The organism is Leifsonia aquatica H1aii (assembly GCF_000633535.1).
Taxonomy (GTDB): Bacteria; Actinomycetota; Actinomycetes; order Actinomycetales; family Microbacteriaceae; genus Leifsonia; species Leifsonia aquatica_A.
Window position 1 is genome coordinate 72,887 of record NZ_AYMR01000018.1, and the last position, 26,369, is coordinate 99,255.

Annotated in this window: 27 protein-coding genes and 1 pseudogene; 18 read left to right on the forward strand and 10 right to left on the reverse strand. The window is 71.7% G+C overall.

The genetic code is table 11. From position 1 onward, the window contains the following. Window positions 1–205: 205 nt before the first annotated feature. Window positions 206–634: an Lrp/AsnC family transcriptional regulator gene (locus U870_RS0116245; protein ID WP_025158435.1), complete on the reverse strand. Its 429-nt coding sequence runs from the start codon at window positions 632–634 to the stop codon at window positions 206–208. A 127-nt stretch (window positions 635–761) separates the two neighbouring features. Here U870_RS0116245 and pdhA point away from each other — a divergent pair, with 127 nt between their 5' ends. Genes pdhA through U870_RS0116270 form a run of 5 tightly spaced genes read left to right on the forward strand, consistent with a single transcriptional unit; the run spans window position 762 to window position 5,349 of the window. Further along, a complete protein-coding gene (gene pdhA / locus U870_RS0116250) occupies window positions 762–1,838 on the forward strand; it encodes a pyruvate dehydrogenase (acetyl-transferring) E1 component subunit alpha (protein ID WP_025158436.1) in 1,077 nt (358 codons plus the stop codon). Between the two features lie 49 nt (window positions 1,839–1,887). Then, window positions 1,888–2,919 carry an alpha-ketoacid dehydrogenase subunit beta gene (locus tag U870_RS0116255; protein WP_025158437.1) on the forward strand — a complete coding sequence of 344 codons (1,032 nt, stop codon included), beginning with the start codon at window positions 1,888–1,890 and terminating at the stop codon, window positions 2,917–2,919. Further along, window positions 2,916–4,199, forward strand: a complete 1,284-nt coding sequence (locus U870_RS0116260; RefSeq protein WP_025158438.1) for a dihydrolipoamide acetyltransferase family protein — start codon at window positions 2,916–2,918, stop codon at window positions 4,197–4,199. The genes U870_RS0116255 and U870_RS0116260 overlap by 4 nt, the downstream gene beginning before the upstream one ends. Window positions 4,200–4,203: 4 nt before the next feature. Further along, on the forward strand, window positions 4,204–4,341 hold the full coding sequence (locus tag U870_RS24680; RefSeq protein ID WP_205288784.1) for a hypothetical protein: 138 nt from the start codon (window positions 4,204–4,206) through the stop codon (window positions 4,339–4,341). 57 nt (window positions 4,342–4,398) lie between these two features. After that, on the forward strand, window positions 4,399–5,349 hold the full coding sequence (locus U870_RS0116270; protein ID WP_025158439.1) for a DMT family transporter: 951 nt from the start codon (window positions 4,399–4,401) through the stop codon (window positions 5,347–5,349). Between the two features lie 18 nt (window positions 5,350–5,367). Here the strand turns inward: U870_RS0116270 and U870_RS0116275 are convergent, their stop codons facing one another. Together U870_RS0116275 and msrB are read right to left on the reverse strand one after the other, a co-directional pair. Then, a complete protein-coding gene (locus U870_RS0116275; protein ID WP_025158440.1) occupies window positions 5,368–5,919 on the reverse strand; it encodes a nitroreductase family protein in 552 nt (183 codons plus the stop codon). Continuing rightward, the gene (gene msrB / locus U870_RS0116280) at window positions 5,916–6,320 is read right to left on the reverse strand and encodes a peptide-methionine (R)-S-oxide reductase MsrB (protein WP_025158441.1); all 405 of its coding nucleotides are present in this window, start codon (window positions 6,318–6,320) and stop codon (window positions 5,916–5,918) included. Before msrB ends, U870_RS0116275 begins: the two co-directional genes overlap by 4 nt. A 183-nt stretch (window positions 6,321–6,503) precedes the next feature. Between msrB and U870_RS0116285 the strand changes: the two genes are divergently transcribed. The 5 genes from U870_RS0116285 to U870_RS0116305 all read left to right on the forward strand — a co-directional run bounded on the left by U870_RS0116285 (window position 6,504) and on the right by U870_RS0116305 (window position 10,863). Beyond that, the gene (locus U870_RS0116285; RefSeq protein WP_025158442.1) at window positions 6,504–6,797 is read left to right on the forward strand and encodes a DUF3263 domain-containing protein; all 294 of its coding nucleotides are present in this window, start codon (window positions 6,504–6,506) and stop codon (window positions 6,795–6,797) included. 22 nt (window positions 6,798–6,819) lie between these two features. Next, entirely contained in the window at window positions 6,820–7,362 is a 543-nt protein-coding gene (locus U870_RS0116290) for a LytR C-terminal domain-containing protein (protein ID WP_025158443.1), read from the forward strand. A gap of 185 nt (window positions 7,363–7,547) precedes the next feature. Further along, a complete protein-coding gene (locus U870_RS0116295) occupies window positions 7,548–7,751 on the forward strand; it encodes a cold-shock protein (RefSeq protein WP_025158444.1) in 204 nt (67 codons plus the stop codon). A gap of 226 nt (window positions 7,752–7,977) precedes the next feature. Further along, window positions 7,978–9,597 (forward strand): chaperonin GroEL, encoded by a 1,620-nt coding sequence (groL, locus tag U870_RS0116300; RefSeq protein ID WP_025158445.1) that lies wholly within the window; start codon window positions 7,978–7,980, stop codon window positions 9,595–9,597. 183 nt (window positions 9,598–9,780) lie between these two features. Next, on the forward strand, window positions 9,781–10,863 hold the full coding sequence (locus U870_RS0116305) for a hypothetical protein (protein ID WP_162819166.1): 1,083 nt from the start codon (window positions 9,781–9,783) through the stop codon (window positions 10,861–10,863). A gap of 103 nt (window positions 10,864–10,966) precedes the next feature. Here U870_RS0116305 and U870_RS0116310 read toward each other — a convergent pair whose 3' ends face one another. Together U870_RS0116310 and U870_RS0116315 are read right to left on the reverse strand one after the other, a co-directional pair. Continuing rightward, window positions 10,967–12,691: a sensor histidine kinase gene (locus U870_RS0116310; protein WP_025158447.1), complete on the reverse strand. Its 1,725-nt coding sequence runs from the start codon at window positions 12,689–12,691 to the stop codon at window positions 10,967–10,969. Between the two features lie 63 nt (window positions 12,692–12,754). Then, complete coding sequence (locus U870_RS0116315; RefSeq protein ID WP_018191755.1) at window positions 12,755–13,447, reverse strand: response regulator transcription factor; 693 nt, start codon at window positions 13,445–13,447, stop codon at window positions 12,755–12,757. 104 nt (window positions 13,448–13,551) lie between these two features. Between U870_RS0116315 and U870_RS0116320 the strand changes: the two genes are divergently transcribed. The 4 genes from U870_RS0116320 to U870_RS0116335 are packed head-to-tail and all read left to right on the forward strand — an operon-like array spanning window position 13,552 to window position 17,358. Further along, window positions 13,552–14,769 (forward strand): NAD(P)/FAD-dependent oxidoreductase, encoded by a 1,218-nt coding sequence (locus U870_RS0116320; RefSeq protein WP_025158448.1) that lies wholly within the window; start codon window positions 13,552–13,554, stop codon window positions 14,767–14,769. Further along, a complete protein-coding gene (gene folP / locus U870_RS0116325; protein WP_025158449.1) occupies window positions 14,756–15,667 on the forward strand; it encodes a dihydropteroate synthase in 912 nt (303 codons plus the stop codon). The genes U870_RS0116320 and folP overlap by 14 nt, the downstream gene beginning before the upstream one ends. Continuing rightward, window positions 15,660–16,445: a pyrimidine reductase family protein gene (locus U870_RS0116330; protein WP_025158450.1), complete on the forward strand. Its 786-nt coding sequence runs from the start codon at window positions 15,660–15,662 to the stop codon at window positions 16,443–16,445. The genes folP and U870_RS0116330 overlap by 8 nt, the downstream gene beginning before the upstream one ends. Window positions 16,446–16,464: 19 nt before the next feature. Further along, window positions 16,465–17,358: an aminoglycoside phosphotransferase family protein gene (locus U870_RS0116335; protein WP_240183730.1), complete on the forward strand. Its 894-nt coding sequence runs from the start codon at window positions 16,465–16,467 to the stop codon at window positions 17,356–17,358. A gap of 307 nt (window positions 17,359–17,665) precedes the next feature. On the opposite strand, the gene U870_RS0116340 is transcribed toward U870_RS0116335, so the two are convergent. The 3 genes from U870_RS0116340 to U870_RS0116350 are packed head-to-tail and all read right to left on the reverse strand — an operon-like array spanning window position 17,666 to window position 21,570. Further along, window positions 17,666–19,309, reverse strand: a complete 1,644-nt coding sequence (locus U870_RS0116340; RefSeq protein WP_025158452.1) for a DNA repair helicase XPB — start codon at window positions 19,307–19,309, stop codon at window positions 17,666–17,668. Between the two features lie 56 nt (window positions 19,310–19,365). After that, window positions 19,366–21,249 (reverse strand): helicase-associated domain-containing protein, encoded by a 1,884-nt coding sequence (locus U870_RS0116345; protein ID WP_025158453.1) that lies wholly within the window; start codon window positions 21,247–21,249, stop codon window positions 19,366–19,368. 24 nt (window positions 21,250–21,273) lie between these two features. Further along, a complete protein-coding gene (locus U870_RS0116350; protein WP_025158454.1) occupies window positions 21,274–21,570 on the reverse strand; it encodes a hypothetical protein in 297 nt (98 codons plus the stop codon). Between the two features lie 56 nt (window positions 21,571–21,626). Here U870_RS0116350 and U870_RS0116355 point away from each other — a divergent pair, with 56 nt between their 5' ends. Both U870_RS0116355 and U870_RS23255 read left to right on the forward strand, forming a co-directional pair. Further along, window positions 21,627–22,007: a cold-shock protein gene (locus tag U870_RS0116355; protein ID WP_025158455.1), complete on the forward strand. Its 381-nt coding sequence runs from the start codon at window positions 21,627–21,629 to the stop codon at window positions 22,005–22,007. Continuing rightward, window positions 22,000–22,893 carry a DUF3027 domain-containing protein gene (locus tag U870_RS23255; RefSeq protein WP_025158456.1) on the forward strand — a complete coding sequence of 298 codons (894 nt, stop codon included), beginning with the start codon at window positions 22,000–22,002 and terminating at the stop codon, window positions 22,891–22,893. The genes U870_RS0116355 and U870_RS23255 overlap by 8 nt, the downstream gene beginning before the upstream one ends. Here U870_RS23255 and U870_RS24900 read toward each other — a convergent pair. Together U870_RS24900 and serC are read right to left on the reverse strand one after the other, a co-directional pair. Then, window positions 22,840–22,992 (reverse strand): annotated as a pseudogene (locus U870_RS24900) (DUF2530 domain-containing protein); the annotation flags it as partial. The gene U870_RS23255 and the pseudogene U870_RS24900 overlap by 54 nt on opposite strands. An 8-nt stretch (window positions 22,993–23,000) precedes the next feature. After that, window positions 23,001–24,116 carry a phosphoserine transaminase gene (serC, locus tag U870_RS0116365; protein ID WP_025158457.1) on the reverse strand — a complete coding sequence of 372 codons (1,116 nt, stop codon included), beginning with the start codon at window positions 24,114–24,116 and terminating at the stop codon, window positions 23,001–23,003. A gap of 130 nt (window positions 24,117–24,246) precedes the next feature. On the opposite strand from serC, the gene U870_RS0116370 reads away from it, so the two are divergent. Continuing rightward, window positions 24,247–24,945, forward strand: a complete 699-nt coding sequence (locus tag U870_RS0116370; RefSeq protein ID WP_025158458.1) for a metal-dependent transcriptional regulator — start codon at window positions 24,247–24,249, stop codon at window positions 24,943–24,945. A 220-nt stretch (window positions 24,946–25,165) separates the two neighbouring features. Next, entirely contained in the window at window positions 25,166–26,140 is a 975-nt protein-coding gene (locus tag U870_RS0116375; protein ID WP_025158459.1) for a C40 family peptidase, read from the forward strand. The last annotated feature ends 229 nt before the right edge of the window (window positions 26,141–26,369 follow it).

Here is a 26,369-nt window from a genome sequence, read left to right on the forward strand (position 1 = left end):
CGCGTCTCTCCCTCGAATCGCGAATTACCGAACGAACGTTCAGTGAGTAAATAGTCGCAGAGCGCCTCCACCGAGGCAAGTGCCGCCCCTTCCATGGCCGAGGTTCACGTCGTTGCGCTCATTTCCCGCGAATGAGCGCAACGACGTGAACCTCGGCGGGAGGAGACGGCGGGATGGACGCGGGAGGACGGCGGGAGGACGCGGGTCAGCGGAGGTCGTGGTCCTCGAAGACGAGCGAGGTCTTGGTGTCGCGCACCGAGGGGATGCTGGTGAGCTCCTCCAGGATCACCCGCCGCAGGTCCTCGTTGTCGCGCGCCCGCACCAGCAGGATCACGTCGAAGTCGCCGCCGACCAGGGCGATGTGCTCGACCTCCGGGATGCCGCCGAGGGTGTCCCGCAGCGTGTGCCACTCCGATTGGTCGACCCGCAGTGTGACGTAGGCCGACGACGCCCGCCCCGACTTCCGTGGGTCCACCTTGGCCGTGAAGCCGGTGATCACCCCGTCCTCGACCAGCCGGGCGACCCGTGCGTAGGCGTTCGCCCGCGAGACGTGGGCGGTCTCGGCCACCGCGGTGATGGAGGCGCGGCCGTCGGCGCGCAGGGCGTCCAGGATGCGTACGTCGATGTCGTCCATGGTGGGAGACATCCTGCCATGAAGATCTCCATCGCGACACCGTTCGTCTCGATACCGGCGGATCGGTGGCGCGAGCGGTCCACCGAAGTCATCCTGAGAGAGAGCGACGTCTTTCGAAGGAGAAACGATGCACTCGGATGATCTGCTGCCCGGCGACACCCCGCTGAGCCTCATCGACGAGGAGGGCTCGGGCCACCCGCGCGAGCACCACCCGTTCCCGTCCGCCGACAGCCTCCTGGAGGGCTACCGGCACCTCGTGCTGGGCCGGCGCCTCAACGAGCAGGCCGACGCCCTCGTGCGCCAGGGCAAGCTGGCGGTCTACCCGTCGTCGTTCGGCCAGGAGGCCGCCGAGGTCGCCGCCGCGCTGGTGCTCGACGAGCAGGACTGGCTGTTCCCGACCTACCGCGACACGGTCGCCGTGATCACCCGCGGCGTCGACCCGTTCGACGCGCTCCTGATGCTGCGCGGCGACTGGCACTCCGGCTACGACCCCCACGCGCACCATGTCGCCCCGCAGGCGACACCGCTGGCCACCCAGCTGCTGCACGCGGTCGGGTTCGCCCACGCGGCCCGGCTGCGCGGCGAGGACACGGTCGTGCTCGCGATGTGCGGCGACGGCGCGACCAGCGAGGGCGACTTCCACGAGGCACTCAACTTCGCCGCGGTGTTCCAGCTGCCGGTCGTCTTCCTGGTGCAGAACAACGGCTACGCGATCTCCGTCCCGCTCCGCAGGCAGACGGCCGCGCCCAGCCTCGCGCACAAGGGAATCGGCTACGGGATGCGCGGCCGCCTGGTCGACGGCAACGACCTCGCCGCGCTCCTCGCAGTCCTCGGCGACGCGGTCGGGGAGGCGCGAGACGGCGGCGGACCCACCCTCGTGGAGGCCGTCACCTACCGGGTCAAGCCGCACACCAACGCCGACGACGCCACCCGCTACCGCACTGCCGACGAGGTCGAGCCGTGGCTGGCCCGCGATCCGCTGCTGCGGATGCGCACCTGGCTGCGGGCGCAGGGGATGCTCGGCGAGGGAGACGACGCCGAGATCCACGCGCACGCCGAGAGCGTCGCGGTGCGGGTGCGCGGCCGGCTCGTCGCGGACGCGCAACCGCACCCCGAGGACCTCTTCGCCTACGTCTACGCCACCCCCACTCCGCAGCTGCGCGAGCAGGCGCAGCAGCTCGCCGCCGAGGAGGCCGCCCGATGACGCTCATGCACGACGCGCCCGCCGTCCGCGCCGCCGAGGAGGCCGCCCGATGACGCTCATGCACGACGCGCCCGCCGACCGCTCCGCCGAGGGGACGGGTGTCCTGCGCCTCAGCATGGCGCAGGCGCTCAACCGCGCGCTCGCCGACGAGCTGGCCGCCGACCCGGCCGTGCTCGTCTTCGGCGAGGACGTCGGACCCCTCGGCGGAGTCTTCCGGATCACGGACGGGCTCACCGCCCGGTTCGGCGAGACCCGCTGCTTCGACACCCCGCTCGCGGAGGCCGGCATCGTCGGCACCGCCGTCGGCATGGCCATGAACGGGATGCGTCCGGTGGTCGAGATGCAGTTCGACGCGTTCGCCTATCCCGCGTTCGAGCAGATCGTCGACCACGTGGCCAAGATGGGCAATCGCACCCGCGGGCTGGTGCGGCTGCCGATGGTCATCCGCATCCCCTACGCCGGCGGCATCGGGGGAGTGGAGCACCACTCCGACTCGTCCGAGGCCTATTACGCGCACACCCCGGGGCTCACCGTGGTCTCGCCCGCCACGCCCGCCGACGCCTACGGTCTGCTGCGCGCGGCGATCCGCCACCCCGACCCGGTGGTCTTCCTGGAGCCGAAGAAGCTGTACTGGGCGACGGGCGAGGTGGATCCGGCGGTCCCACTTCCGGAGATCGGCCGCGCGCGCATCGCCCGCCCGGGCACGGACGCCACCATGATCGCCTACGGGCCGTCGGTGCCGGTCGCGCTCGCCGCGGCGGAGGCCGCCGCCGAGCAGGGCCGCAGCGTCGGGGTGGTCGACCTGCGCAGCCTCGTGCCGTTCGACGACGAGACCGTCTGCGACGCCGTCCGGGCGACCGGTCGCGCGGTGGTCATCGCGGAGGCGCCCGGCTTCGCCAGCATGGCGAGCGAGATCGCCGCGCGGGTGTCGGAGCGCTGCTTCCATCACCTGCTCGCGCCGGTGCGCCGGGTGACCGGCTTCGACACTCCGTTCGCGCCGCCGAAGCTCGAGTCGTACTACCTGCCGAGCGTCGACCGGGTGCTCGACGCGATCGACTCCCTGCAGTGGGAGGACGCATGACCGCGCGCGTCTTCACCCTGCCCGATCTGGGCGAGGGGCTCACGGATGCGGAGCTGGTGCGCTGGCTCGTCGCCCGCGGGGACACCGTCGCCGTCGACCAGCCGATCGCCGAGGTGGAGACGGCCAAGTCGGTCGTGGAGGTGCCGTCGCCGTTCGCCGGCGTCGTCGCGGCGCTGCACGGCGACGAAGGGGAGACGATCGCCGTCGGCGCGCCCCTGCTGGAGGTCGAGGAGGCGTCGGAGGCCGTCGCCGCTACGGGGTCCGGTGCCGTGCTCGTCGGCTACGGCACGACCGACGTCACCGGCTCCGCCCGCCGCGCCCGCGTGCCCGTGGGATCCGGCGGCCGTCCCGCGGCGGAGGCCGCCGTCCCGCGCATCGTGCCGGTGAGCTCGCCCGTCGTCCGCTCGCTCGCACGCACCCACGGGGTCGATCTCGCCGCGCTCCGGCCGTCCGGCGAGGGAGGCGTCGTGACCCGTGCCGACGTCGAGGCCGCGTTCGCCACCGGCACCGCGTCCGAGACCGCATCCGTGCGTAACAGCGACGCCCGCACCGGGTTGCCGCTGCGCGCCACCGAGCCGTTCTCCCGCTTCCGCCGCACCGTCGCCGAGACGATGTCGCGCAGCCGTTCCGAGATCCCGGAGGCGACGGTGTGGGTGGACGTCGACGCCACCGACCTCTGGAACGGCCGCCGCCGGCTGGCCGTCGACGGGCGCGCACCCTCCCTGCTCTCGTTCATCGCCCGCTTCGCGCTCACCGCCCTCGCCCGCCGGCCCGAGCTCGCCGGCCGGGTCACCGCCGACGGCGCCGGACTCGAGACCTTCGAGGGCGTGAACCTCGGCATCGCGGTCGACACCCCGCGCGGGCTGGTCGTCCCGGTCATCCGTCGGGCCGACGCCCTCTCCGTCCGGCAGGTCGACGCCGAGCTGGACCGCCTGGCCCGTGCGGCCCGGGAGGGCGCCCTGCCGCCGGGCGAGCTGTCCGGCTCCACGTTCACGATCAACAACTACGGCAGCCTCGGCGTCGACGGGAGCGCCGCGATCATCAACCACCCCGAGGTCGCGATCCTGGGAGTCGGGAGGGTCCTGGAGCGCCCGTGGGTGGTGGAGGGCGCCATCGTGCCGCGCCGCATCGCCCAGCTGTCGCTCGTCTTCGACCACCGGGTGACCGACGGCGGCGTCGCGGCCGGCTTCCTGCGCGAGATCGCCGACGCGGTCGAGTCGCCGCTGGGCGTGGTGGCCGACGCGCCGCCGCCCGCCTCCCCGACCCCGGGCATAGGCTGAGCGCATGACCGACGAGAAGAACCCCGGCACCGAGAACGGCGACGACTACGACCTCAGCGAGGAGAAGCTGGTCGCCCCCGAGGAGAACATCGACTGGCTCCCGCAGCCGAGCCCGAGCGACGGCGAAGCCCCCGCTCCCTGAGCCGGCCACGGCACCGGTCCGCGACTCCACGGCGCACCCGGAGATAGTGTTGGGGGAGTGATACCCCGTACCTTCCCCCTCTGGCTGGCGCTCGTCATCGCGATGATCTGCGGGGCCGGCGTCGCCCTCCAATCGCGCATCAACGGGGAGCTCGGCCGCCGTCTCGACGACGGCTTCACGGCCGCCGCGATCTCGTTCGGGTCGGGTCTGATCATCCTTCTCGTCGCGCTGGCGATCGCCCCGGCCGGCCGGCGCGGACTCGGCCGGGTGCGCGACGCGCTGCGCGGCGGCGAGTTGCGCTGGTGGTACGTCTGCGGAGGCGCCGCCGGCTCGTTCCTCGTGCTCTCGCAGGGTCTGACGGCGGCGCTGCTGGGCGTCGCCCTCTTCACCGTCTCGGTCGTCGCCGGCCAGACCGTCAGCGGACTGGTGCTGGACCGGATCGGGCTCGGCCCGGGCGGCCGGCGTCCGCTGACCCCGGCCCGCATCGCCGGTGCCGTGATCGCGTTGCTCGCCGTCACCTGGGCGGTCTCGGCGCAGTTCGGCGGCAGCGTCCCCGTGTGGATGATGCTCCTCCCGCTCATCGCCGGTCTCGGGATGGGATGGCAGCAGGCCGTGAACGGCCAGGTCCGCGTCGTCGCGGAGAGCGCCCTGACGGCGACCTTCATCAACTTCCTCGTCGGCACCACGGTGCTGGTCGTGCTGATGCTCGTGCACTGGGCGCTCGCCGGACTGCCCGCGCCCCTGCCGACCGAGCCCTGGCTCTACTTCGGCGGGGCGATCGGATGCGTCTTCATCGCGGGCGCGGCGCTCCTGGTGAGGATCACCGGAGTGCTGCTGCTCGGCCTCGCGACCGTGGCCGGCCAGCTGCTGACCGCCCTGCTGCTGGATCTGCTCGCGCCGACCTCCAGCACACCCGTGGCGTTCTCCACGATCGGAGGCACGCTGCTCGCGATCGTCGCGGTCGGTGTGGCGAGCATCCGCTGGGGCTCGCGGCGCCCCGCCGAGTGAGCGTGCGCGGCGGCGGCCTCAGTCGAGCACGCTGAGGAAGCGCTCCGCCGCCAGCGGCTTGCGGTGCCCCTCCTTGCTCCCCGCTGGGATCCCCCCGACGTAGAGCCAGCCGAGCAACCGTTCGTTCTTCGTCAGACCGTGCATCGTGTGCACCGCCTTGACGCGTGTCTGGTGTCCGGTGCGCCAGAAGACGCCCCAGCCCGCGTCGTGCAGCAGCAGGCTCAGCATGTGCGCGACGCCCGAGGCGACCGCATCCTGCTCCCACCCTGGCACCTTGCTGCTCTTCTTGCGGTCGGCGACGATCGCCAGCAGCAGCGGGGCGCGCAGCGGCTTGGCCGCCAGCTTCTCCGCCTCGGAGCCGCGGGCCTTCGCGTCCTTCGCGAACGCCCGGCCGAGGCGCAGCCGTGCATCGCCGCGCAACTCGATCACGCGCCACGGGTGCAGGGCGCTGTGGTCGGCGACCCGGCCCGCGGCCGCCACCAAGGGAAGCAACTCCTCGTGCGTGGGAGCGGTGTCGGTCACGCGCGAGTAGGACCGGCGCGCGCCGACCCGGGCGACGAGGTCGCTCATCCGGCGTCCGGGGTGAACCCGAGCGAGAGGGAGTTCATGCAGTAGCGATCGCCGGTGGGGGTGCCGAAGCCGTCCGGGAAGACGTGCCCCAGGTGCGAGCCGCAGTTCGCGCAGCGGACCTCGGTGCGCACCATGCCCAGGCTCGTGTCCTCGATCAGCTGCACCGCCTCCGGGCGCACCGACTCGTAGAAGCTCGGCCAGCCGCAGCCGCTGTCGAACTTGGTGCCGGACTGGAACAGCTCCGCGTCGCACGCCGCACAGGTGTAGAGGCCGGCCCGTCCCTCGTCGAGCAGCTCGCCCGTCCACGGACGCTCGGTGCCGGCCTCGCGCAGCACGGCGTACTGCTCGTCGCTCAGCTCCTCACGCCACTGGTCGTCGGTCTTCGAGACCTGGTAATCCATCTGCGGTGCCTCCATGCGCGGTTCGGTGATCTGACTACACCCTAAACGGGAGCGACGGGTGGACTGTTCCCTGTTTCAGGCGCGACGTGCCGGGGGCAAACGGGCAACACACAGGACCCCGCACCTAGGATGAGCGGCGAGCGTTCAACGGAAGGCGGCGGTTCGAGGGAAGGCGGCACGCGCGTGGCCGAGGCTGCAGAGCATCATGGGGCCGAGCCCCGGCGCTCCGAGCTGAGCGAACGCGACGTCGCGATCCTCGCCTTCGAACGCCAATGGTGGCGGCATGCCGGCGCCAAAGAGCAGGCCATCCGCGAGGAGTTCGGCCTGTCCGCCGCGCGGTACTATCAGCTCCTCGGAGCCCTGATCGATCGCCCGGCCGCCCTCACGCACGACCCGATGCTCGTCAAGCGGCTGCTCCGGCTCCGCGAGACGCGGCAGGCCGCCCGCCGGACCAGGACCCTCCCCTCCGACGACTGACCCCCGAGGAAACCACCACACGATGGCAGACAAGCACCCCCGCGACCGTTTCGACGAGATTCCGGGCGACATCCAGCGCGTCGGCGCGCACCGTGCCCCTCGCCCCCGCGGCCGCGGCTGGATCGTGGTCGGCTGGGCCGCGCTGGCGACCGTCATCCTCGTCGGTGCCGGGATCTTCGGCCTCTCGCTCGTCAACGGCGCGATCTCGTTCAACGGGTCCACGCCGTCGAGCACCCCCACCCCGACGCCGACCCCGACGCCGACCGTCCAGCCGACGGTCGACCCGAATCTGTCGGTGAACGTGCTCAACGGCACGCCGACCACCGGCCTCGGCACGAAGGTGGGGGAGGTGCTCACAGCCGCGGGGTGGAAGGTCGGGGCCGTCGCGAACGCCGACATGACCAACCTGACCCAGACGGTCGTCTACTACGCCGACCCGGCCAAGGAGGCCGCGGCCCTCGGCGTCGCTCAGTCGCTGCCCGGCGCGACCATCCAGAACACTCAGGACTTCGCAGACACCGGGGCCGACATCACGGTGGTCGTCGGCTCCGACTACACCGGGTGACGCCGCCGCCGGGTCGGCGGCCGGTTCGGCACCCCACGGATCCCTTTGTTTCCGGCGTGTTTAACTTTCGACGGAATTGGTAACGGTTTCACAAAAAAGCTGGCAATTACCCGTATTCCAAGCATTAGTATCGGTCCAACGCGCGGCGCTGGACCGCGCCCGCGACACAGCAATGGGAGTAATGCATGGCGAACGGAACCGTGAAGTGGTTCAACGCTGAAAAGGGCTACGGATTCATCACCGTCGATGAGGGAGGACAGGACGTTTTCGTTCATTACTCCGCAATTGACATGTCCGGGTACAAGGTCCTCGAAGAAGGCCAGCAGGTCGTCTTCGAGGTCGGTTCGGGGAACAAAGGTCCCCAGGCCGAGTCTGTGCGCCTGGCCTAGAACCCAGCGAATCGACGAGTGGAGCGCCGCCTCTCGGGGCGGCGCTTCCGCGTGCGCGGGGCAGTGACGCCCCGCGCACCGTCGTCCCGCCGCGACGTCGACGCGGCACCACCCTCCCTCGTCTTGCACTCCACCGCAGCGAGTGCCAGAATCGCTTTAGCACTCCATCTGATCGAGTGCTAATAGACCGAATCTTTCGCAGACGTCCGGGAGGGACGAGAAACACATGGCAAAGATCATTGCTTTCAACGAGGACGCGCGTCGCGGCCTCGAGCGCGGCCTGAACATCCTGGCCGACACGGTCAAGGTGACCCTCGGCCCGCGCGGTCGCAACGTCGTCCTCGAGAAGAAGTGGGGCGCTCCCACCATCACGAACGACGGTGTCTCCATCGCGAAGGAGATCGAGCTCGACGACCCGTACGAGAAGATCGGCGCGGAGCTCGTCAAGGAGGTCGCCAAGAAGACCGACGACGTCGCCGGTGACGGAACCACCACCGCGACCGTCCTCGCCCAGGCGCTCGTCAAGGAAGGCCTGCGCAACGTCGCGGCCGGCGCCGACCCGATCACCCTCAAGCGCGGCATCGAGAAGGCCGTCGCCGCGGTCACCGAGGAGCTCATCACCAGCGCCAAGGAGGTCGAGACCAAGGCCGAGATCGCGGCCACCGCGTCCATCTCCGCCGGCGACACCACGATCGGCGAGATCATCGCCGAGGCGATCGACAAGGTCGGCAAGGAGGGCGTCGTCACCGTCGAGGAGTCGAACACCTTCGGCACCGAGCTCGAGCTGACCGAGGGCATGCGCTTCGACAAGGGCTTCCTGTCGCAGTACTTCGTCACCGACCAGGACCGCCAGGAGGCGGTGTTCGAGGACCCGTACATCCTGATCGTCAACCAGAAGGTCTCCTCGATCAAGGACCTGCTCCCGATCGTCGACAAGGTCATCCAGGCCAACAAGCAGCTCCTCATCATCGCTGAGGACGTCGACGGCGAGGCGCTCGCGACCCTGATCGTCAACAAGATCCGCGGCATCTTCAAGTCCGTCGCCGTCAAGGCTCCGGGCTTCGGCGACCGTCGCAAGGCCATGCTGCAGGACATCGCGATCCTCACCGGCGGCCAGGTCATCTCCGAGGAGGTCGGCCTCAAGCTCGAGAACGTCACCCTCGACCTGCTCGGTCAGGCCCGCAAGGTCGTCATCACCAAGGACGAGACCACCATCGTCGAGGGCGCCGGCGACCCGGAGCAGATCGCCGGCCGCGTGGCCCAGATCCGCAACGAGATCGACGCCACCGACAGCGACTACGACCGCGAGAAGCTGCAGGAGCGCCTCGCCAAGCTCGCCGGCGGCGTGGCCGTCATCAAGGCGGGCGCGGCCACCGAGGTCGAGCTCAAGGAGCGCAAGCACCGCATCGAGGACGCCGTCCGCAACGCGAAGGCCGCCGTCGAGGAGGGCATCGTCGCCGGTGGTGGCGTGGCCCTCATCCAGGCCGGCAAGCTCGCCTTCGAGAAGCTGGAGCTCGTCGGTGACGAGGCCACCGGTGCGAACATCGTCAAGGTCGCCATCGAGGCCCCGCTGAAGCAGATCGCGATCAACGCGGGCCTCGAGGCCGGCGTCGTCGTCGAGAAGGTCCGCAACCTCCCGGTCGGCCACGGCCTCAACGCCGCGACCGGCGAGTACGTCGACATGCTGGCCTCCGGCATCAACGACCCGGTGAAGGTGACCCGCTCGGCGCTGCAGAACGCCGCGTCGATCGCCGGCCTCTTCCTCACCACCGAGGCCGTCGTCGCCGACAAGCCCGAGAAGAACCCGGCTCCGGTCGGCGACCCGACGGGCGGCATGGACTTCTGAGTCCCGCCGCGTCGAGTCTTCTCACGCGCTGATCACGAGGGCGTCTCCCGCAAGGGAGGCGCCCTCGTGTCGTTTCGATATGGCACCGTTATGCGGGTCGCGTTCATGCTGGACCGACCGCTCGCTAGCCTTCTCCCAAGGGAGCGGGCGTTGTATACCGCGTCGGGAATAGAGGAGAGATCGATGGGCCGGATACCGACAGGTTGCGTCACGGCCGGGGTGGCCGCCGCGCTCGTCGCCCTCGCGCTGAGCGGGTGCTCAGTCCTCGGCCTCCCCGATCCGGGCGGTACGACCCGGACCACCGCGACCCCGATCCCCACTCCGGCGGCCTTCGCCCTCGACTGCACTGCGGTCGTCGCGAGCGGCGACCTCGCGTCGCTCCTCGGTCCGGACGCCGCGGTGGTCCGCGATACCGCCGGAGCGAACGCATCGATCACCGCGTCGAACGCCGCAGTCGGCGCCCTCGCGCTGCGCGCCGTCGGAGGTGACGGCTGCCGGTGGGCACACGGGAAGGAGGAGCTGACGGTCCAGGTGCTCCCGCACGCGGCGCAGGCGTGGGCGCGGCTCGCGGCGGCCCATCCCGACACCGCCACGCCGGGTGCGGACTATGCGGGTGGGGTCTCCCTCGGCGGCGACTGCTCGCTGACGCCCGCAGTGCAGTGCCGGACGAACGTGCTCGTCGGCGATGCCTGGCTCGCGGTCGGCCTCGCCGCCGGCGCCGTGCCCGGGCTCACCGAGGCGGGCTTCCACGACGCGGTGCAGCGGATGCTTCCTCTCGTCGCGGCGGCGGTCGCCTCCGCCCCTCCCGCTGCGACGGGCGGAGTCGTCGACTGCTCGGCGCAGGAATTGCTCGCCCAGGTCCGCACGACCTTCGACCGTCCCGCTGCGACGCCGGTCGACGCGGACGAAGCGTTCCGGCTGCGCGACGCCGTCTTCCAGGTCGGGGGAGCGGCGATGTGCGCTTTCCGGCCGGATGACGGCACCGCCGCTGCATACCTGGGCAGCCTCTCGGTGCTGCCCGCCGCGCCCGGCGTCTATGACGCCTACCGCGCCGCCGTGCTCGCCGAGGATGCGACCGCACACAGCGAGACGATCACGGTGAATGGCGAGGACCACCCGGTGCTCGTCTGGAGCGGCGCGGTCGACGACAGATCCTTCGCCGCGGTCGACGCGGTGGTCGACGGCCGCTGGATCGAGTTCCGGTCGAGCGACACCGACTGGTCCCGCTCTCTCGCCCTCGTCCAGTGGGCCGCCGCCCACCCCTGACCCGGCGACCGCTGCTCTCCGGGACGACCGCGGCGCGGCGCCGCACCGCGGTCGTCCCGCTGCACCGCGCACGCGGCGCCGGACCCCACGCGGGAGCGGGCGGCTACACCGCCAGCGGCTTCGGTGCGGCGGCGGAGCCCGCCAGCGGCAGGGTCACCCGGAAGGTGGCGCCGCCTCCCTCGGTCTCCACGACCTCCACCGACCCGTTGTGCGCGGCGACGATGGAGGAGACGATCGCGAGCCCCAGGCCGCTGCCGCCGGTCTCCCGGGCGCGGGAGGTGTCGGCGCGCCAGAAGCGCTGGAAGATCTTCTCGCGGATCTGCGGCGGGATGCCCTCGCCGTGGTCCCGCACCTCCAGCGCGGCGCGCTCGGTGCGGTGGTCGATCTGCACCGCGATCTCGATCGGGCTGTCGACCGGGGTGTAGCGCAGGGCGTTGCCCATCAGGTTGGTGACGACCTGGCGCAGCTTGTTCTCCTCCGCCAGCACGATCGCGGGTTCGGCGGCCACCGGCTGGGTCAGCACGACCTTCTCGGACGTCACGATGGGGACGGGTCCGGTGCCGCGCCGCGGCCGGTTGCGGCGCAGACGGGCGAGGGCCGAGCCCGCGAAGGCGATCGGCCCTGTCGCGTTCGACACCTTGCCCGGCGCGGTCGTGGTCGGCAGCTCCGAGAGCGGCATCGGGACGGTGTCCAGCGTCGGCTCGTCGTCCTCCGCCGTGCGCGGCGGCGCCGGAACCGGGTCGGGCGTGAGCACCGTGACGACGCGGCCGGGGGAGCCGGCCATGGCATCCATCGCGGCGTCCTGCGCGATGCGCACGAGGTCGACGGCGTGCAGGTCGAGCGGCTTGGCCTCGTCGAGGCGGGCGAGCTCGAGGAGGTCCTCCACGAGGATGCCCATCCGGATCGCCTCCTTCTCGATGCGATCCATCGCCTGGGCGACGTCCTCCGGGGTCTGCAGGGCGCCCATCCGGTACAGCTCGGCGTAGCCGCGCACCGAGACCAGCGGCGTGCGCAGCTCGTGGGAGGCGTCGCCGACGAAGCGCCGCATCTGGTCGATCGTGCGTGCGCGGTCGCTGAAGGCGCGATCGATCCGGTTGAGCATGGTGTTGAGGGAGCGGTTGAGCCGGCCGACCTCCGTGTTCGGGGTGGCACCGCCGAGTCGCTGGCTGAAGTCGCCGTCGGCGATGCGCGCGGCCGTCTGCTCCACCTCCCGCAGCGGCTGGAAGGTCGTCGTCACGAGCATGCGGGTGAGGCCGGCCCCGACGATGATCACGATGACGCCGAAGCCGAGGAAGATCGCGAGGAAGCTCGCCATCACCGTGTCGATCTGCGTGGTCGTGGTCGCGACGATGGCCGTGCCGAGCGCGCCGGGCGGGTTCGTCAGCGTCACCGTCTGCGCGAGCGCGCGGTAGGTGGTGTGTCCGTCGTTGCTCTGCAGCGGGTAGCCGCCGGCGGGCAGCTTCTTGCCCTCGGCGACGCTGAGGGTGTCGGGCACGGCTGGGCGGTGCGAGGCGGGGATGTTGGTCCAGTTGGTCCGCACGAGGTTGCCCTCGGAGTCGTACAGGGCCGCGAAGTAGTCCGACGGGCTGGCGTCGGAGGCGATCTTCTCGCTGTCCGACGACGTGCCGTACAGGTAGGTGTTGAGGTAGGACGCGCCCGACGCCGCCGAGAGCTGCGCATCCAGCTGGTCGAGCAGCACCGGCTTGAGCATCGACATCGTGCCGATGCCCGTCACGAGCAGCCCCAGCGTCAGCATGAGCACGGTGACACCCGTGATCTTGGTGCGCAGGGAGATCGAGTTCCAGCGATCGAGCAGGCGAGAATGCATCAGGCCGTCAGTCTACGCAGCGCATGCTGTGCGCTCCCGGTGCGCCCGGGCGCGACCCGGAAGTCACGCCTTGGCGGCCTTGAGCATGTAGCCGAATCCGCGCTTGGTCTGGATGAGCGGCTCGCTGGAGTGCGCGTCCACCTTGCGGCGGAGGTACGAGATGTACGACTCCACGATGCCCGCGTCGCCGTTGAAGTCGTACTCCCAGACGTGGTCGAGGATCTGCGCCTTCGAGAGCACACGGTTCGGGTTGAGCATCAGGTAGCGCAGCAGCTTGAACTCGGTCGGGCTGAGCTCGATCGGGGTGTCGCCGACGAACACCTCGTGGGTGTCCTGGTCCATGGTCAGCTCGCCGGCGCGGATGACCGCGTCCTCGTCGGCCTGCATGGTGCGGCGGAGGATGGCCTTGATGCGCGCGACGATCTCGTCGAGGCTGAACGGCTTGGTGACGTAGTCGTCGCCGCCGACCGTGAGGCCGGTGATCTTGTCCTCGGTGTCGTCCTTCGCGGTGAGGAACAGGATGGGCGCAGTGTAGCCCGCGCCGCGGAGTCGCTTGGTGACGCCGAAGCCGTTCATGTCGGGCAGCATGACGTCGAGGATGATGAGGTCTGGCTCCTCTTCGAGGACCGCGGAGATCGCCTGCGCCCCGTTGCCGACCGCACGCACGGCGAAGCCGGCGAAACGGAGGCTCGTGGTCAGCAGATCGCGGATGTTCGGCTCGTCGTCGACGATGAGAATGCGAGGTCCGGCGTTCATGGTGCCTAGTATCTGCGCGGCAGCTGTGTCCTACCTGTGAGCGCGTGGGGTGCGGCCTACGTGAGGGGCTGGCGCAGGCCGTGCGATACGTGGATGCTGAGGGAATGACCAATCCCACCGTCGTCATCGCCGGGGCCGGTCTCGCCGGAGCGACGACCGCGGTCGAGCTGCGCGAGCGCGGTTTCGCCGGCCGCATCCTCCTGCTCGGCGCGGAGGACCACCACCCCTACATCCGCCCGCCGCTGTCGAAGGAGTACCTGAAGGGCGAGGGCGACGTCGGTGACACCTACGTGAAGCCCGGGGAGTGGTATCCCGAGCACGACGTCGAGTTCCTGCCCGGCACCGCGGCCGGGTCCTTCGACCCCGCCGCGCACGAGCTGTTCCTGGACGGCGGCGCCCGGATCACCTACGACAGCCTGGTGCTCGCCACCGGCGCGAAGCCCCGCTCCCTGGACGTGCCGGGCAGCGGCGGCGGCGACGTGCTGCGCCTGCGCACCATCGAGGACAGCCAGCGGCTGTACGCGGCGCTGGAGGTCGGTGGCCGGCGGGTGGTGATCGTCGGGTCCGGCTGGATCGGGATGGAGGTCGCCGCCGCCGCGCGCGGCTACGACAACGAGGTGACCGTCGTGGGCCGCCAGGAGGTCCCGCTCGCCGGCGCGATCGGTCGCGAACTCGGCGGCGTCTTCGAGCAGCTGCACCGCGACCACGGCGTCCGCTTCGTCACCGGCGCGGTCGCCGCGGTGGAGGGCGGCGCCGGTCACGCGGTCGTGCTGGCCTCGGGCGAGCGCCTCCCCGCCGACCTCGTCGTGGCCGGAGTGGGCGCCACGCCGGACGTGCTCGTCGCCGAGCGCTCCGGCCTCGCCCTCCAGAACGGCGTGCTCACCGACAAGGGGATGCGCACCTCCGCCGAGGACGTCTACGCCGTCGGCGACCTGGCCAACCCGTTCCTGCCCGCCATCGGCCGCCACCTGCGCAACGAGCATTGGGCCAACGCCATCGCCGGCGGAACGGTGGCCGCGCGCAGCATCCTGGGGGAGCGCGCGAGCTACGACGACATCCCGTACGTCTACTCCGACCAATACGATCTGGGCATGGAGTACTCGGGATACGCACCGCTCGCGGCCGGCGCCCGCGTCGTCTACCGCGGCGACGTGGACGCGCGCGAGTTCATCGCGTTCTGGCTGCGCGACGACCGTGTCGTCGCCGGCATGAACGTCAACGTGTGGGACGTGCAGGACGACATCCAGCGCCTCATCCGCACCGGCGACCGCCTCGACCCCGCCCGCCTGACGGACGAGAGCGTGGACCTTGCCGCGCTCTGACCCGTACCTGCCTCCCCTCCGTCTGCCCGTCCGCACCATCGGCGCGCGCACGTTCGACTTCTCCCGCCAGGTCGCCGTGATGGCGGTGGTGAACCGCACCCCCGACTCCTTCTTCGACCAGGGCCGCACGTATGCGCTGGATGCGGCGGTCGACGCCTGCTTCGAGGCCGTCGCGCTGGGCGCCGACTGGGTCGACATCGGCGGGGCTCCGTTCGCCCCCGGTGAGCCGGTTCCGGTGGAGGACGAGATCGAGCGCGTCGTGCCGGTCGTCACCCGGCTCCGGGCGGGCTCCGACGTGGTCATCTCGGTCGACACCTTCCACTCCCGGGTCGCCCGCGCCTCCATCGACGCCGGGGCGACCGTCGTGAACGACACGACCGGTCTGAGCGACCCGGAGCTGGCGCACGTGGTCGCCGACAGCGACGCCACCCTCGTCATCACCCACAGCCTCGCCCGGCCCCGCACCGTCTACCCCCGGCCGCAGTACGGGGATGTCGTCGCCGATGTCGCGGAGTTCCTCCTCGACCGCGTCGACCTCGCCCTCGCCGCGGGCGTGCCGGAGGAGCGGATCATCATCGACCCCGGCCACGACCTGAACAAGAACACGCTGCACTCGCTGGAGCTCACCCGTCGCCTGGCCGAGATCGCCGACCTCGGCTACCCCACCCTCGCCGCGGTCTCGAACAAGGACTTCATCGGCGAGACGCTGGACGCGCCGCGGAGCGAACGCGGGGCGGGCTCGATCGCCGCAGCGGTGGTCTCGATCGTCAACGGCGCGCGGATCATCCGGATGCACGACGTGCACGCCTCGGTGGCGGCGGCCCGGATGACGGAGGCGATCCTCGGGCTGCGCGCCCCCGCCTACCTCCGGCACAACATGGGAGACGTGAATGAGTGACGCCGCCATCGTCCGGCTGTTCCCCGCCCCGACGCAGGAGAGGGCCGCGCAGGGGGACGCCGCGACGGACGCGTTGAGCGACGACGACCTCGCCGCGCTGTACGACGCGCCGCGGCGCTCGCCCTGGCTGCGGGTCAACTTCGTGAGCAGCGCGGACGGCGCGGCCACGGTGCAGGGACTCTCCGCCGGGCTGGGCGACGACGCCGATCACCGCGTCTTCGACCTCCTGCGCCGGTTCTGCGACGTCGTCGTGGTCGGAGCGGGCACCGTTCGCGCGGAGGGGTACGGGCCGATGCGTGTCGACCGCGCCTCCCAGCGTGCCCGCGCCGCCGCCGCCGGGCTCGGCGAGCAGCCCGTCTTCGCCGTGGTCTCGGCCGGACTCGACCTCGACCCGGCCGACCCGCTCTTCGCCGATGCGCCGGTACGGCCGATCGTCGTCACCGCGGAGACCGCCGCGCCCGAGAAGCGCGCGGCTCTCGCGGCCGTGGCCGACGTGCTGGTCTGCGGCGTCGACCGCGTCGACCCTGCCGCGATGGTCGCCGTCCTCGCGGAGCGCGGCCTGACCCGCATCCACTGCGAGGGAGGCCCGCACCTGTTCGGCGATCTCGTCGCCACGGGCGCCGTCGACGAGCTCTGCCTGACCGTCAGCCCCCTGCTCGTGGCCGGGACCGCCTCCCGCATCGCGACGGGGGCCGCCCCGGGGGTGCCGGTGGAGCTGGAGCTGGCGCACGTGCTCCGGAGCGGGGACACCCTGCTGCTGCGGTATGTCCGGCGCTGAGCCCGGCACCGCTCCGCACGTGCAGCCCGTTATCGACGCGGCCCTCGTGCGGCGGCTCGTCGACACGCAGTTCCCGCAGTGGCGCGACCTGCCGATCGCCCCGGTGGAGCACGACGGGTGGGACAACCGCACCTTCCGGCTGGGCGACGACCTGAGCGTCCGCCTGCCGAGTGCGGCCGGCTACACGGTGCAGGTCGCGAAGGAGCAGGAATGGCTGCCGCGCCTCGCGCCGCAGCTGCCGCTGCCCATCCCGCAGCCCGTGGCCGCCGGCGTGCCCGGCGAGGGATACCCGTTCCCGTGGTCGGTGTACCGGTGGCTGCCGGGCCGAGCGCTCGTGCTCGCCCTCGCCGCGGGCGACGGGGATGGTGGGGACGGCCGGGAAGAGGTGGATGAGGTCGTGCTCGCCCGGGATCTCGGCGCCTTCCTCGTCGCCCTTCGGCAGGCGGACGCCGCGGACGGCCCCGAACCCGGTCCGCTCACCGCCCTCCGCGGCGCTCCTCCCGGCGTGTACGGCGACGAAGCCGTCGCCGCGATCGCCCTGCTCGGCGACGACGCACCCCGGGCACGTGCGTTGTGGGATCGGGCCATCGTCTCGCGGTGGGAGGCCGCACCGGTCTGGTTCCACGGCGACGTCGCCGAAGGCAACCTCCTCGTCGACGCCGGCCGGCTCAGCGCCGTCATCGACTTCGGCACCTCCGGAGTCGGCGACCCCGCCTGCGATCTGGTCCCCGCCTGGACCCTGTTCGAGGAGCCCGCACGCGCCGCCTTCCGCGCCGCGGCCGGTCTCGACGCCGACACCTGGGTCCGTGCCCGCGGCTGGGCGCTCTGGAAGGCCGCCATCACCCTGCGCGACCGCCCCGACGACGCCCCCTCCCGCACCACCCTGCGCCGCCTCCTGGCCGACCCCGCCTGACCACCCGACCCGGCCTGACCACCCGACCCGGCCTGTCCCACCCGACCCGGCTTGTCCCATGTGCGCGGCCAACGGAGGAGATTCGCCTACTTCCGCCCCGCGATCGCCTCCCCAGCCTGCGTTTCCGCCGCTCACGCGCCGGTTCTCCTCCGCTACCGGCCGGCGCGGCCAAGGGAGGAGTCGGGCGCGCAGCGTCGGCGTGTCGGCGGGCAAGGGAGGAGAATCGGGCCGGAATGGCCAGGATCTCCTCCGTTGGCGGCGCGTCGCGCGAGAACGCCGGAGTCAGGAGCCCGCAGCGTGGCCGGAGTCACGCCGCCTGGAGGGTGTGCGCGTCCAGGATCGTGTACGAGTAGCCCTGCTCGGCCAGGAACCGCTGCCGGTTCTGCGCGAAGTCCTGGTCGACCGTGTCCCGCGAGACCAGGGTGTAGAAGTTCGCCGACAGTCCCGACTCCTTCGGGCGCAGCAGGCGGCCGAGGCGCTGGGCCTCTTCCTGCCGCGAGCCGTACGAGCCGGAGACCTGGATGGCGACGGTCGCCTCCGGAAGGTCGACCGAGAAGTTGGCGACCTTGCTGACCACCAGCACGGTCGTGCGGCCGTCGCGGAACTCCTGGTACAGCCGCTCGCGCTCGTCCACCGGGGTGGCGCCGGTGAGTTGGGGCGCGCCGAGCGCCTCCGCGAGCTCGTCGATCTGGTCGAGGTACTGGCCGATGACCAGGATGCGCTCGCCGGCGTGCCGGTCGACGAGCTGCCGCACGACGTCGAGTTTGGCGGGCGCGGTCGCGGCGAGCCGGTAGCGCTCGTCGTCGGCGGCGGCCGCGTAGCTCAGCCGTTCGGAGGCGGGGAGGTCGATGCGCACCTCGTAGCAGGCGGCGGGGGAGATGAAGCCCTGCGCCTCGATCTCCTTCCACGGCGCGTCGAAGCGCTTGGGGCCGATCAGGCTGAACACGTCGCCCTCCCGGCCGTCCTCGCGCACCAGCGTGGCGGTGAGGCCGAGCCGGCGCCGGGCCTGCAGCTCCGCGGTCAGCTTGAACACCGGCGCCGGGAGGAGGTGCACCTCGTCGTAGACCACGAGCCCCCAGTCGAGCGCGTCGAGCAGCGCCAGGTGGGCGTACTCGCCCTTCCGCTTCGCCGTCAGGATCTGGTAGGTCGCGATGGTGACCGGCTTGACCTCCTTCACCTGTCCCGAGTACTCGCCGATCTCGTCGGCGGTCAGCGTCGTGCGCTTGAGCAGCTCGTCCCGCCACTGCCGCGCCGACACCGTGTTGGTCACCAGGATGAGCGTGGTGGTCTTGGAGGTCGCCATCGCCGCGGCCCCGACCAGCGTCTTGCCGGCGCCGCAGGGGAGCACGACGACGCCGGAGCCGCCGTCGAAGAAGTTGGTGACGGCCTTGCGCTGGTAGTCGCGCAGCGCCCAGCCGTTCTCGAACAGGCCGATCTCGTGCGGTGTGCCCGGCGTGTAGCCGGCGAGGTCCTCGGCCGGCCAGCCGAGCTTGACCAGCTCCTGCTTGAGCTGGCCGCGCGCCCACGCCTGCACGGCGAACGTCGTGTCGTCGCGCCGTTCGAGCAGCAGCGGGGCAATCCGCTTGGCGCTCGCCACCTCGGTCAGGACCGCCAGGTCGTCCGAGCGCAGCACGAGCTCGCCCTCGTCGTCGCGGGCGATGCTCAGGCGGCCGTAGCGCGCGACCGTCTCGGAGACGTCCACCGACACCGTCTGCGGGATGGGGAACTTGGAGTACCGCTCCAGGGTGGCCAGCATGTCCTCGGCCGTGTGGCCGGCGGCGCGCGCGTTCCAGAGGCCGAGCCGGGTGATCCGGTAGGTGTGGATGTGCTCGGGGGCGCGCTCCAGCTCGGCGAAGACGGCGAGGTCGTGGCGGGCGTCCTCGGCGTCGGGGTGCGCGACCTCCAGCAGGACGGTGCGGTCGCTCTGGACGATCAGGGGGCCATCGGACATAACCGATGAGTCTACGCCGGGCGGATGGCCGCACCGTGCGAACGGCGCCGCCGCGGCTACAGCGGGCGGACGGCCTTCACGCTCGACAGCGGGAGGGTCCGCTCGATGTCCGCCGCGCGATCGCGGCCGCGCAGCCTCCCACCGCCGACCCCGGTCGGCTCGAGCACGTACTCCACCGTGCGCCCGTCGGGCATCGCGACCTCCACGACGACCGGCTGCCGGGCGCGCACGGCCTGGTCGAGCTGCCGGGCCAGCCACTGCTCGCCGGTGTCCTCGGTGGCGGCGGCGTCGACCGCGCGCAGCCGTTCCACCAGTTCGCGGTCCTGGTCGCGGGAGGCCGTCGGGTGCGAGTGCGCGTAGCGCTGCCGGCGCAGCGCCACCGGCTCGCCGTCCTCGTCCTCGGCGACGACCGGGTAGCGGGCGTCGGAGAGCGCCCAGAAGACCACGTCGCGCGTAAAGCGGCTGTGCAGCACGTCGGCGCGCGCCGGGGTCAGCCGCAGCGCGGTGAGCGACTGGTCGACCTCGATGGTGCGCAGCAGCGTGGTGTCGGCCGAGCGGACCGCGCTGCGCGCCTCCCCGTCGTCGACGGTGCGGACCCGCACGCGCCCGTGCCGGTCGGTCACGTCGGTGATCAGGTAGTCGAGCGGCTGGGGGAGGCCGGTCAGCGAGACCCCGGCGAGGAATTCGCGGATGCTCGCCGCGGTCTCGCCCGCAGTGATCGCGCGGTCGATCGAGGCGGGGGAGAAGCGGAAGGTCGACGCCAGCGCGCGGCTCTCGAGGTCGGCCATGCCGCGCAGGCGCGCCTCGAGGTCGGGGGCGAGCGGACCGGGGGAGACCACCGTGAGGTCGTGCTGCAGGTAGACGCCGCGCACCTCGGCCGGGAACGCGGGCGTGAGCTGCGCGGCCGCTGCCTCCGGTCCGTTCTCCAGCAGGGCGCTCCCCGCTCCGGCGGGCGCGCCCGCCGCGGTGATGCCGAGCCATTCGGCGTCGCGCAGGTGCGCCTCCACCCGCTCCTGGGCCTGCTCGGGGGCGCCCGGGTAGAGCCAGGCGACGTGTTCGCGCAGGCTGTCGCCCCAGGAGGCGCGGCTGCGGGCCGCGACCAGGCCGTGCAGGTCGTCGGGCAGCGCGTCCAGCCAGGCCGCGGCGAGGGCGCGCCAGCGGTCGGGGGTGGAGGCGTGCAGCCAGTCGGCCGCCGGCTCGGCGGGCAGCCAGAGGCTGTCCTCGCGGGCGACGAGACCGGCCCGGGAGGCGACCGAGAGCGCCGTGGGGACGGTGCCCGGTTCGATCGCGAGGGCCTCGGCGAGCCGCTTGACCGCAGGCAGGGCGAGGCCGCCGCGCTGCAGCTCGCGGGCGCCTTCGCGCGCCAGCTCGGCCAACAGCTCGGAGACCGCGACCACCGCCTCGAAGGCGCGGTCGGCGGCGAGCCGGTCGGTGAAGCGCCGTTCGGTGTCGGGGACGGGCGCGAGGCCCGCCGGGGGCGCCGTGCGCAGCAGCTCGTCGGGCGACGGGAGTCCCGCCTCCGGCCAGGCCCGCAGGCGGGCGTACACGGCCTCGTATCCGATGTGCCCGCGCTGCCCCTCCTCGGGCTGCCCCTCCTCGGGTGCCGGCTGGGCGAGCAGGAGCGCCTCCAGCGCGTCCAGGACGCCCTGGACCTCGTGCGCGGTCAGCCCGGCGGTCGCCGGCTCCGCGGCCAGGGCGGAGGCGATCGCCTCCGCATCCAGCGGGGCGTCCGCGCGGCCGAGCGCGATGAGCACGGCGAGCCGGGTGCGGTCGAGGCCCACGAGGGCGCGCTGCACCGACTCCGGCTCCAGCAGCGCCTCGGCCAGGTCGAAGAAGTCGGAGACGCCGGCGCGGCGGATGCTCCGATCGTGCAGGGAGGCGACGAGAGTGTCGTCGCCGAGCGCGCGCAGACGCGCCGCCAGGGCGAGCGTCGTCGTCATCGCGCCGGGTCCGCGGTCGCTCGGCTAGCGCCGGCCTTTGGGGTCCAGGCCCTTCGCGGCCTTCGCCGCCCTGCTGCGCTGCCGGCCCACCACGATGATCAGCGCGATGATCAGCACGAAGGCGATGGGCAGGGCGATCAGCGGGAGGACGAACACCGCCGGCCACAGCCCTTCGCCCGATCCCTGCTGCGCGAATCCGCCCACGGCCGTGCCGATCAGGATGGCTGCGATGCAGACCAGCGAGACGATCACGAGCGCCGCGATGATGTACGAAAGGATGCGCTGCACGCGCGATGCGGGCGCCGGGGTCTCTTGGGTCACGAAATCAAGGATAATTGAGGTTGGTCATTCGATCCCCCATGCGAAGTGAGGTTCCCATGCCAACCGGCAAGGTCAAGTTCTACGACGATGAGAAAGGCTTCGGCTTCATCAGCGCCGATGACGGTCAGGAGGTCTTCCTGCACGCGTCCGCGCTGCCCGACGGCGCCGTCGTCAAGGCGGGGTCGCGTCTCGAGTTCGGTATCGCCGACGGCAAGCGCGGTGCGCAGGCCCTCTCGGTCCGCGTGCTCGAGGCACCGCCGAGCCTGGTGAAGATGAAGCGCAAGTCGGCCGACGACATGGCGATCATCGTGGAGGATCTGGTGAAGCTCCTCGACGGCATCGGCTCCAACCTGCGTCGCGGCAAGTACCCCGACAAGCAGCACGGCGCGAAGATCGCCGCTGTGCTGCGTCGTGTTGCGGACGACCTGGATGCCTGACTCCGGCATCGAGGACCTGCTGGCGGCCGAGCCGCTCGCCCGCCGCGCGCTCGCGGAGATCACGCCCGAGTCGACGATCGGCGCTGCCGCCGGGCACGTCGTCGAAGGCGAGGGCGTCGTCTCCCTGCTGTTCGAGAGCACGCTCCCGGGCTATCCCGGCTGGCGCTGGACCGTGACGATCGGTCGCGCCGACGAGGACGCCGCGCCGACGGTGCTGGAGGCCGAGCTCATGCCGGCCGACGGCGCCCTGCTCGCGCCCGACTGGGTGCCGTGGTCGGAGCGGCTGGCCGACTACCAGGCGGCGCAGGAGGCGCTCGCCGCCGAGAGCGCCGGCGACGACGACGCGGACGGCTCCGAGTCGGAGGGCGACGAGTCCGACGATGAGTCCGATGACGTCGACTCCGGCGACGACTTCGACGGCGACGACGAGGACGACGACTTCGACGACGCGGACGACGACCGGGACGTCCACGACCTCCACGGCGACGACGACCTCGACGGCGTGGACATCGACAGCCTGCACTCCGACGCGGACGACGACGCAGACGAAGAGGACGAGACGGACGAGGACGAGACGGACGTGGGCTCCGCCGCGGCGGGCTCCGTCGACGCCGCGTTCGACGAGGTCACCGACGTCGACGCCGATCTCGACCTCCCGGCCGAGGAGGCCGCTGCGCTCGAGGAGGCCGTCCCACTCGACGACGCCGACGCCGACGAGTCCGTGGCGTCTGCGGAGTCCGAGGCGGCCGAGTCCGGGGCGTCAGCCGCGCCGGCGACGGCTGACGGTGAGGTAGCCGAGGCCGAGCACGCCGAGGGCGATGCCGACGACGACCGTCCAGAGCCAGACGCCGCCCGGGGCGACGATCAGCACGGGGATCAGGGCTAGCACCCAGAGCGCGAGTCCGACGACGACGGCCCGCCGATCATCCGTCTTCACGGGTGTCGGATCGGGCCGTCTCTCGTCGTCGCGGAGCCAGAGCCGCATCGCGGGCCTCAGCCCAGCCGCTCCACCACGTACTCGACGCAGCCGATCAGCGCGCGCACGTCCGACGGCTCGATGGCCGTGAAGGTGGCGATGCGCAGCTGGTTGCGTCCGAGCTTGCGGTAGGGCTCGGTGTCGACGACGCCGTTGGCGCGGAGGGTCTTGGCGACCGCGGCGGCGTCGATGCGGTCGTCGAAGTCGATCGTCACGACGACCTGCGAGCGGTGCTCCGGGTCGGCGACGAACGGGGTGGCGTAGTCCACGCCCGCCGCCCAGGTGTAGAGCGCGTCGGACGACTCGCGCGTGCGCGCGTCGGCCCAGGCGAGGCCGCCGTTGCCGTTCATCCATTCGATCTGGTTGTCGAGCAGGGCGAGCGTGGCGACGGCCGGGGTGTTCAGCGTCTGGTTCAGGCGCGAGTTGTCGATCGCGTTCGCGATGCTGAGGAACTCGGGGATGTAGCGGCCGCTCGCCGCGATGCGCTCCACCCGCTCGATCGCGGCGGGGGAGAAGAGGGCGAGCCAGAGGCCGCCGTCCGATGCGAAGTTCTTCTGCGGGGCGAAGTAGTAGACGTCGGCCTGGGATGCATCGATGTCGACGCCTCCCGCCGCGCTCGTCGCGTCGATCACGGTCAGCGCGCCGGCATCGCCGTGCACGCGGGTGACCGGCGCCATCACGCCGGTGGAGGTCTCGTTGTGCGGCCAGGCGTAGACGTCCACGCCCTCCACGACCTGCGCGGCGCTGCGGGAGCCGGCGGGCGCCTCGATCACGTGCGGGGCCTCCAGCCACGGCGCGGCCGCGGCCTTGGCGAACTTGCCGCCGAACTCGCCGAAGACGAGGTTCTGGCTGCGCTTCTCGATGAGGGAGAACGCCGCGGCGTCCCAGAAGGCGGTGGAGCCGCCGTTGCCGATGACGACCTCGTAGCCCTCCGGCAGACGGAACAGGTCGGCCAGGCCCTGGCGGACGCTCCCGACGAGGTTCTTGACCGGTGCCTGACGGTGGGAGGTGCCCAGCAGCGCCGCGCCCGGGCCGGCCAGGTAGGCCAGCTGCTCGGGGCGGACCTTGGACGGGCCGCAGCCGAATCGTCCGTCGGCGGGCAGCAGATCAGTGGGAATGGTCACATCCGGCATAACGAGAGTGTATTGGCTGTTGAATGACGCGATGGGCCGCAGGGGCTCATCCGACCCGCCTGCACGTTTCTGTCACCGGCAGCAAGTAGGCTCTAGTGCGTCATTCGCGCGTCTGCATGTGGAGGGGATCATGACCGATCTGATCGATACGACCGAGATGTACCTTCGCACCATCTTGGAGCTCGAGGAGGACAACATCGTCCCCCTGCGGGCCCGCATCTCCGAGCGCCTCGGCCACTCCGGCCCCACCGTCTCGCAGACCGTCGGCCGCATGGAGCGCGACGGCCTCGTGGTCGTCTCCGGCGACCGCCACCTCGAGCTGACCGACGAAGGCCGCCGCAAGGCCGTCAACGTGATGCGCAAGCACCGCCTGGCCGAGCGCCTGCTCAGCGACGTGATCGAGCTCGAGTGGGAGTACGTCCACGAAGAGGCCTGCCGCTGGGAGCACGTCATGAGCGAGCAGGTCGAGCGCAAGCTGCTCACCATGCTCGGCCACCCGACGGAGTCGCCTTACGGCAACCCCATCCCGGGCCTCGGCGATCTGGGCGATCCGGCCACCGCCGACACCGCCTCCACGCAGAACCTGGTGAACCTCGTCGATGTCGTGCGCGGCTCGGACTCCGGGGTGACTGCCAGGATCCGCCGCCTGGGCGAGCCCGCGCAGGTCGACCCCGAGCTGCTCCTGCAGCTCAAGCAGGCGGGCGTTTTCCCCGGCTCGACCGGCACTTTCTCCTCGGCCGGTTCGTACGTCGGCGTGCAGATCGAGGGCTTCGAGACCGGCCTGGAGCTGCCCAACGAGCTCGCGGCCCACATCTTCGTCGAGGCCTGACTTCCGTTACCAGTTCGTTAAAAAACTGGCGAAAAGATGTGACAAACGGGGAGGCGTCCCGTAGTCTCTTACGAGTCCGAACGGGCCGCACCCGGCCCACCAGGACCCGAACCGGGACGCTCCACACCCCCTGAACCCGTCTCCCGGTTCGTGAAGCCGAAGCCAATTCGCATCGGGCGGGGGCAGCTCCCTAGTGCTGCCGGAGCGCAGGAGGTTGCACTTGGCACACTCGAGTACGCCCGGTCCTGCCCAGGACCGCACGAGCACCGACGCCACACCGACGACCGCCGAGACCGGTACCCCCGCCGCCTCCGCACCGGTCTCCCGCCGCTCCCTCCGTGAGGAGCGCACCGCGAAGGCCCACACGCCGTCGCGCCCGACCGCCGCCGTGCGCACCGCACGGACCGCCGCGAAGCCTGCTGCCGCGTCCGTCGCCACCACGACCGGCTCCACCGCCGCCGGCTCCACGGCCGCGAAGAAGCCCGCCGCGAAGAAGAAGGGCGGCTGGGCGATCAACGTCGCGGTCATGACGGTCGCCACCGGCATCATCGCCACGATGTCCCTCCCCGCCTTCGCCTTCAACCCGGAGAGCGCCGAGTCGTCCGCGTTCGGCCCCAGCGCCGCCGACAGCATGAAGAAGGCCCAGTCGCAGAGCGTCGAGGTCTCCGGCGTCGCCGCCGCGGCCGTCTCCCGCGAGGCCCCCTCCGCCACCACCGAGGAGCAGCTCGCCTCGCAGAAGGCCGCCGCCGCAGCCGAGGCCGCCCGCCAGCGCGCCGCCGTCACCCTGACGAACTACGCGAACAGCTACTCCGGCCCTTCGGTCTCCGACTTCCTGGCCAACCCGCCGTACCCCAACTTCAGCCTCGACTCCGTCTTCTCGGTGGCGCAGCAGTACATCGGCACCCCCTACGTCTTCGGCGGCGCCTCGCCCGCCGGCTTCGACTGCTCCGGCTACGTGCAGTTCGTGTACGCCCAGTTCGGTGTCTCGCTGCCGCACTCCGTGTCGGGTCAGGCCGCGGCCGGCAAGCGCATCTCGATCGAGGACGCCAAGCCCGGAGACATCGTCATCATGCCCGGCCACGACGGCTTCTACGCCGGCAACGGCAACATCATGGACGCCCCCGAGGTCGGCCGCTCCATCTCGGTGCGCCCGATCTGGACGAGCAACTTCTACATCGTCCGCCTCGGCATCTGAGTCCTCCCGGCCGAGCGAACGCCTTCCTTACCGGAGGGTGAACACTCGCCGACCGCAGCTGTGAAACGGCGCGCCTCGAATAGGAGGCGCGCCGTTTCTGCGTTACTCTGTTCCCCTGATGCCGCATCATCCGGTTGCCGTTCCGCCCGGAGTCAGGTCGCTGAGGGCGACCCGACGGGCCGAGCGCGGCCTGCGCACCGGTGGGCCTCGCCGCGAGTTCCTCGCCTGC

Coding starts and splice junctions, on each gene's coding strand:
- U870_RS0116245 (WP_025158435.1), bottom strand. CDS start 634: ATGGACGACATCGACGTACGCATCCTGGACGCCCTGCGCGCCGACGGC.
- serC (WP_025158457.1), bottom strand. CDS start 24,116: ATGCCGGATGTGACCATTCCCACTGATCTGCTGCCCGCCGACGGACGA.
- U870_RS0116345 (WP_025158453.1), bottom strand. CDS start 21,249: ATGACGACGACGCTCGCCCTGGCGGCGCGTCTGCGCGCGCTCGGCGAC.
- U870_RS0116320 (WP_025158448.1), top strand. CDS start 13,552: ATGACCAATCCCACCGTCGTCATCGCCGGGGCCGGTCTCGCCGGAGCG.
- U870_RS24680 (WP_205288784.1), top strand. CDS start 4,204: ATGACCGACGAGAAGAACCCCGGCACCGAGAACGGCGACGACTACGAC.
- pdhA (WP_025158436.1), top strand. CDS start 762: ATGCACTCGGATGATCTGCTGCCCGGCGACACCCCGCTGAGCCTCATC.
- U870_RS23255 (WP_025158456.1), top strand. CDS start 22,000: ATGCCTGACTCCGGCATCGAGGACCTGCTGGCGGCCGAGCCGCTCGCC.
- U870_RS0116290 (WP_025158443.1), top strand. CDS start 6,820: ATGGCAGACAAGCACCCCCGCGACCGTTTCGACGAGATTCCGGGCGAC.
- U870_RS0116310 (WP_025158447.1), bottom strand. CDS start 12,691: ATGCATTCTCGCCTGCTCGATCGCTGGAACTCGATCTCCCTGCGCACC.
- U870_RS0116275 (WP_025158440.1), bottom strand. CDS start 5,919: ATGAGCGACCTCGTCGCCCGGGTCGGCGCGCGCCGGTCCTACTCGCGC.
- U870_RS0116260 (WP_025158438.1), top strand. CDS start 2,916: ATGACCGCGCGCGTCTTCACCCTGCCCGATCTGGGCGAGGGGCTCACG.
- U870_RS0116370 (WP_025158458.1), top strand. CDS start 24,247: ATGACCGATCTGATCGATACGACCGAGATGTACCTTCGCACCATCTTG.
- U870_RS0116330 (WP_025158450.1), top strand. CDS start 15,660: ATGAGTGACGCCGCCATCGTCCGGCTGTTCCCCGCCCCGACGCAGGAG.
- U870_RS0116355 (WP_025158455.1), top strand. CDS start 21,627: ATGCCAACCGGCAAGGTCAAGTTCTACGACGATGAGAAAGGCTTCGGC.
- U870_RS0116305 (WP_162819166.1), top strand. CDS start 9,781: ATGGGCCGGATACCGACAGGTTGCGTCACGGCCGGGGTGGCCGCCGCG.
- U870_RS0116295 (WP_025158444.1), top strand. CDS start 7,548: ATGGCGAACGGAACCGTGAAGTGGTTCAACGCTGAAAAGGGCTACGGA.
- U870_RS0116340 (WP_025158452.1), bottom strand. CDS start 19,309: ATGTCCGATGGCCCCCTGATCGTCCAGAGCGACCGCACCGTCCTGCTG.
- U870_RS0116255 (WP_025158437.1), top strand. CDS start 1,888: ATGACGCTCATGCACGACGCGCCCGCCGACCGCTCCGCCGAGGGGACG.
- U870_RS0116315 (WP_018191755.1), bottom strand. CDS start 13,447: ATGAACGCCGGACCTCGCATTCTCATCGTCGACGACGAGCCGAACATC.
- msrB (WP_025158441.1), bottom strand. CDS start 6,320: ATGGATTACCAGGTCTCGAAGACCGACGACCAGTGGCGTGAGGAGCTG.
- groL (WP_025158445.1), top strand. CDS start 7,978: ATGGCAAAGATCATTGCTTTCAACGAGGACGCGCGTCGCGGCCTCGAG.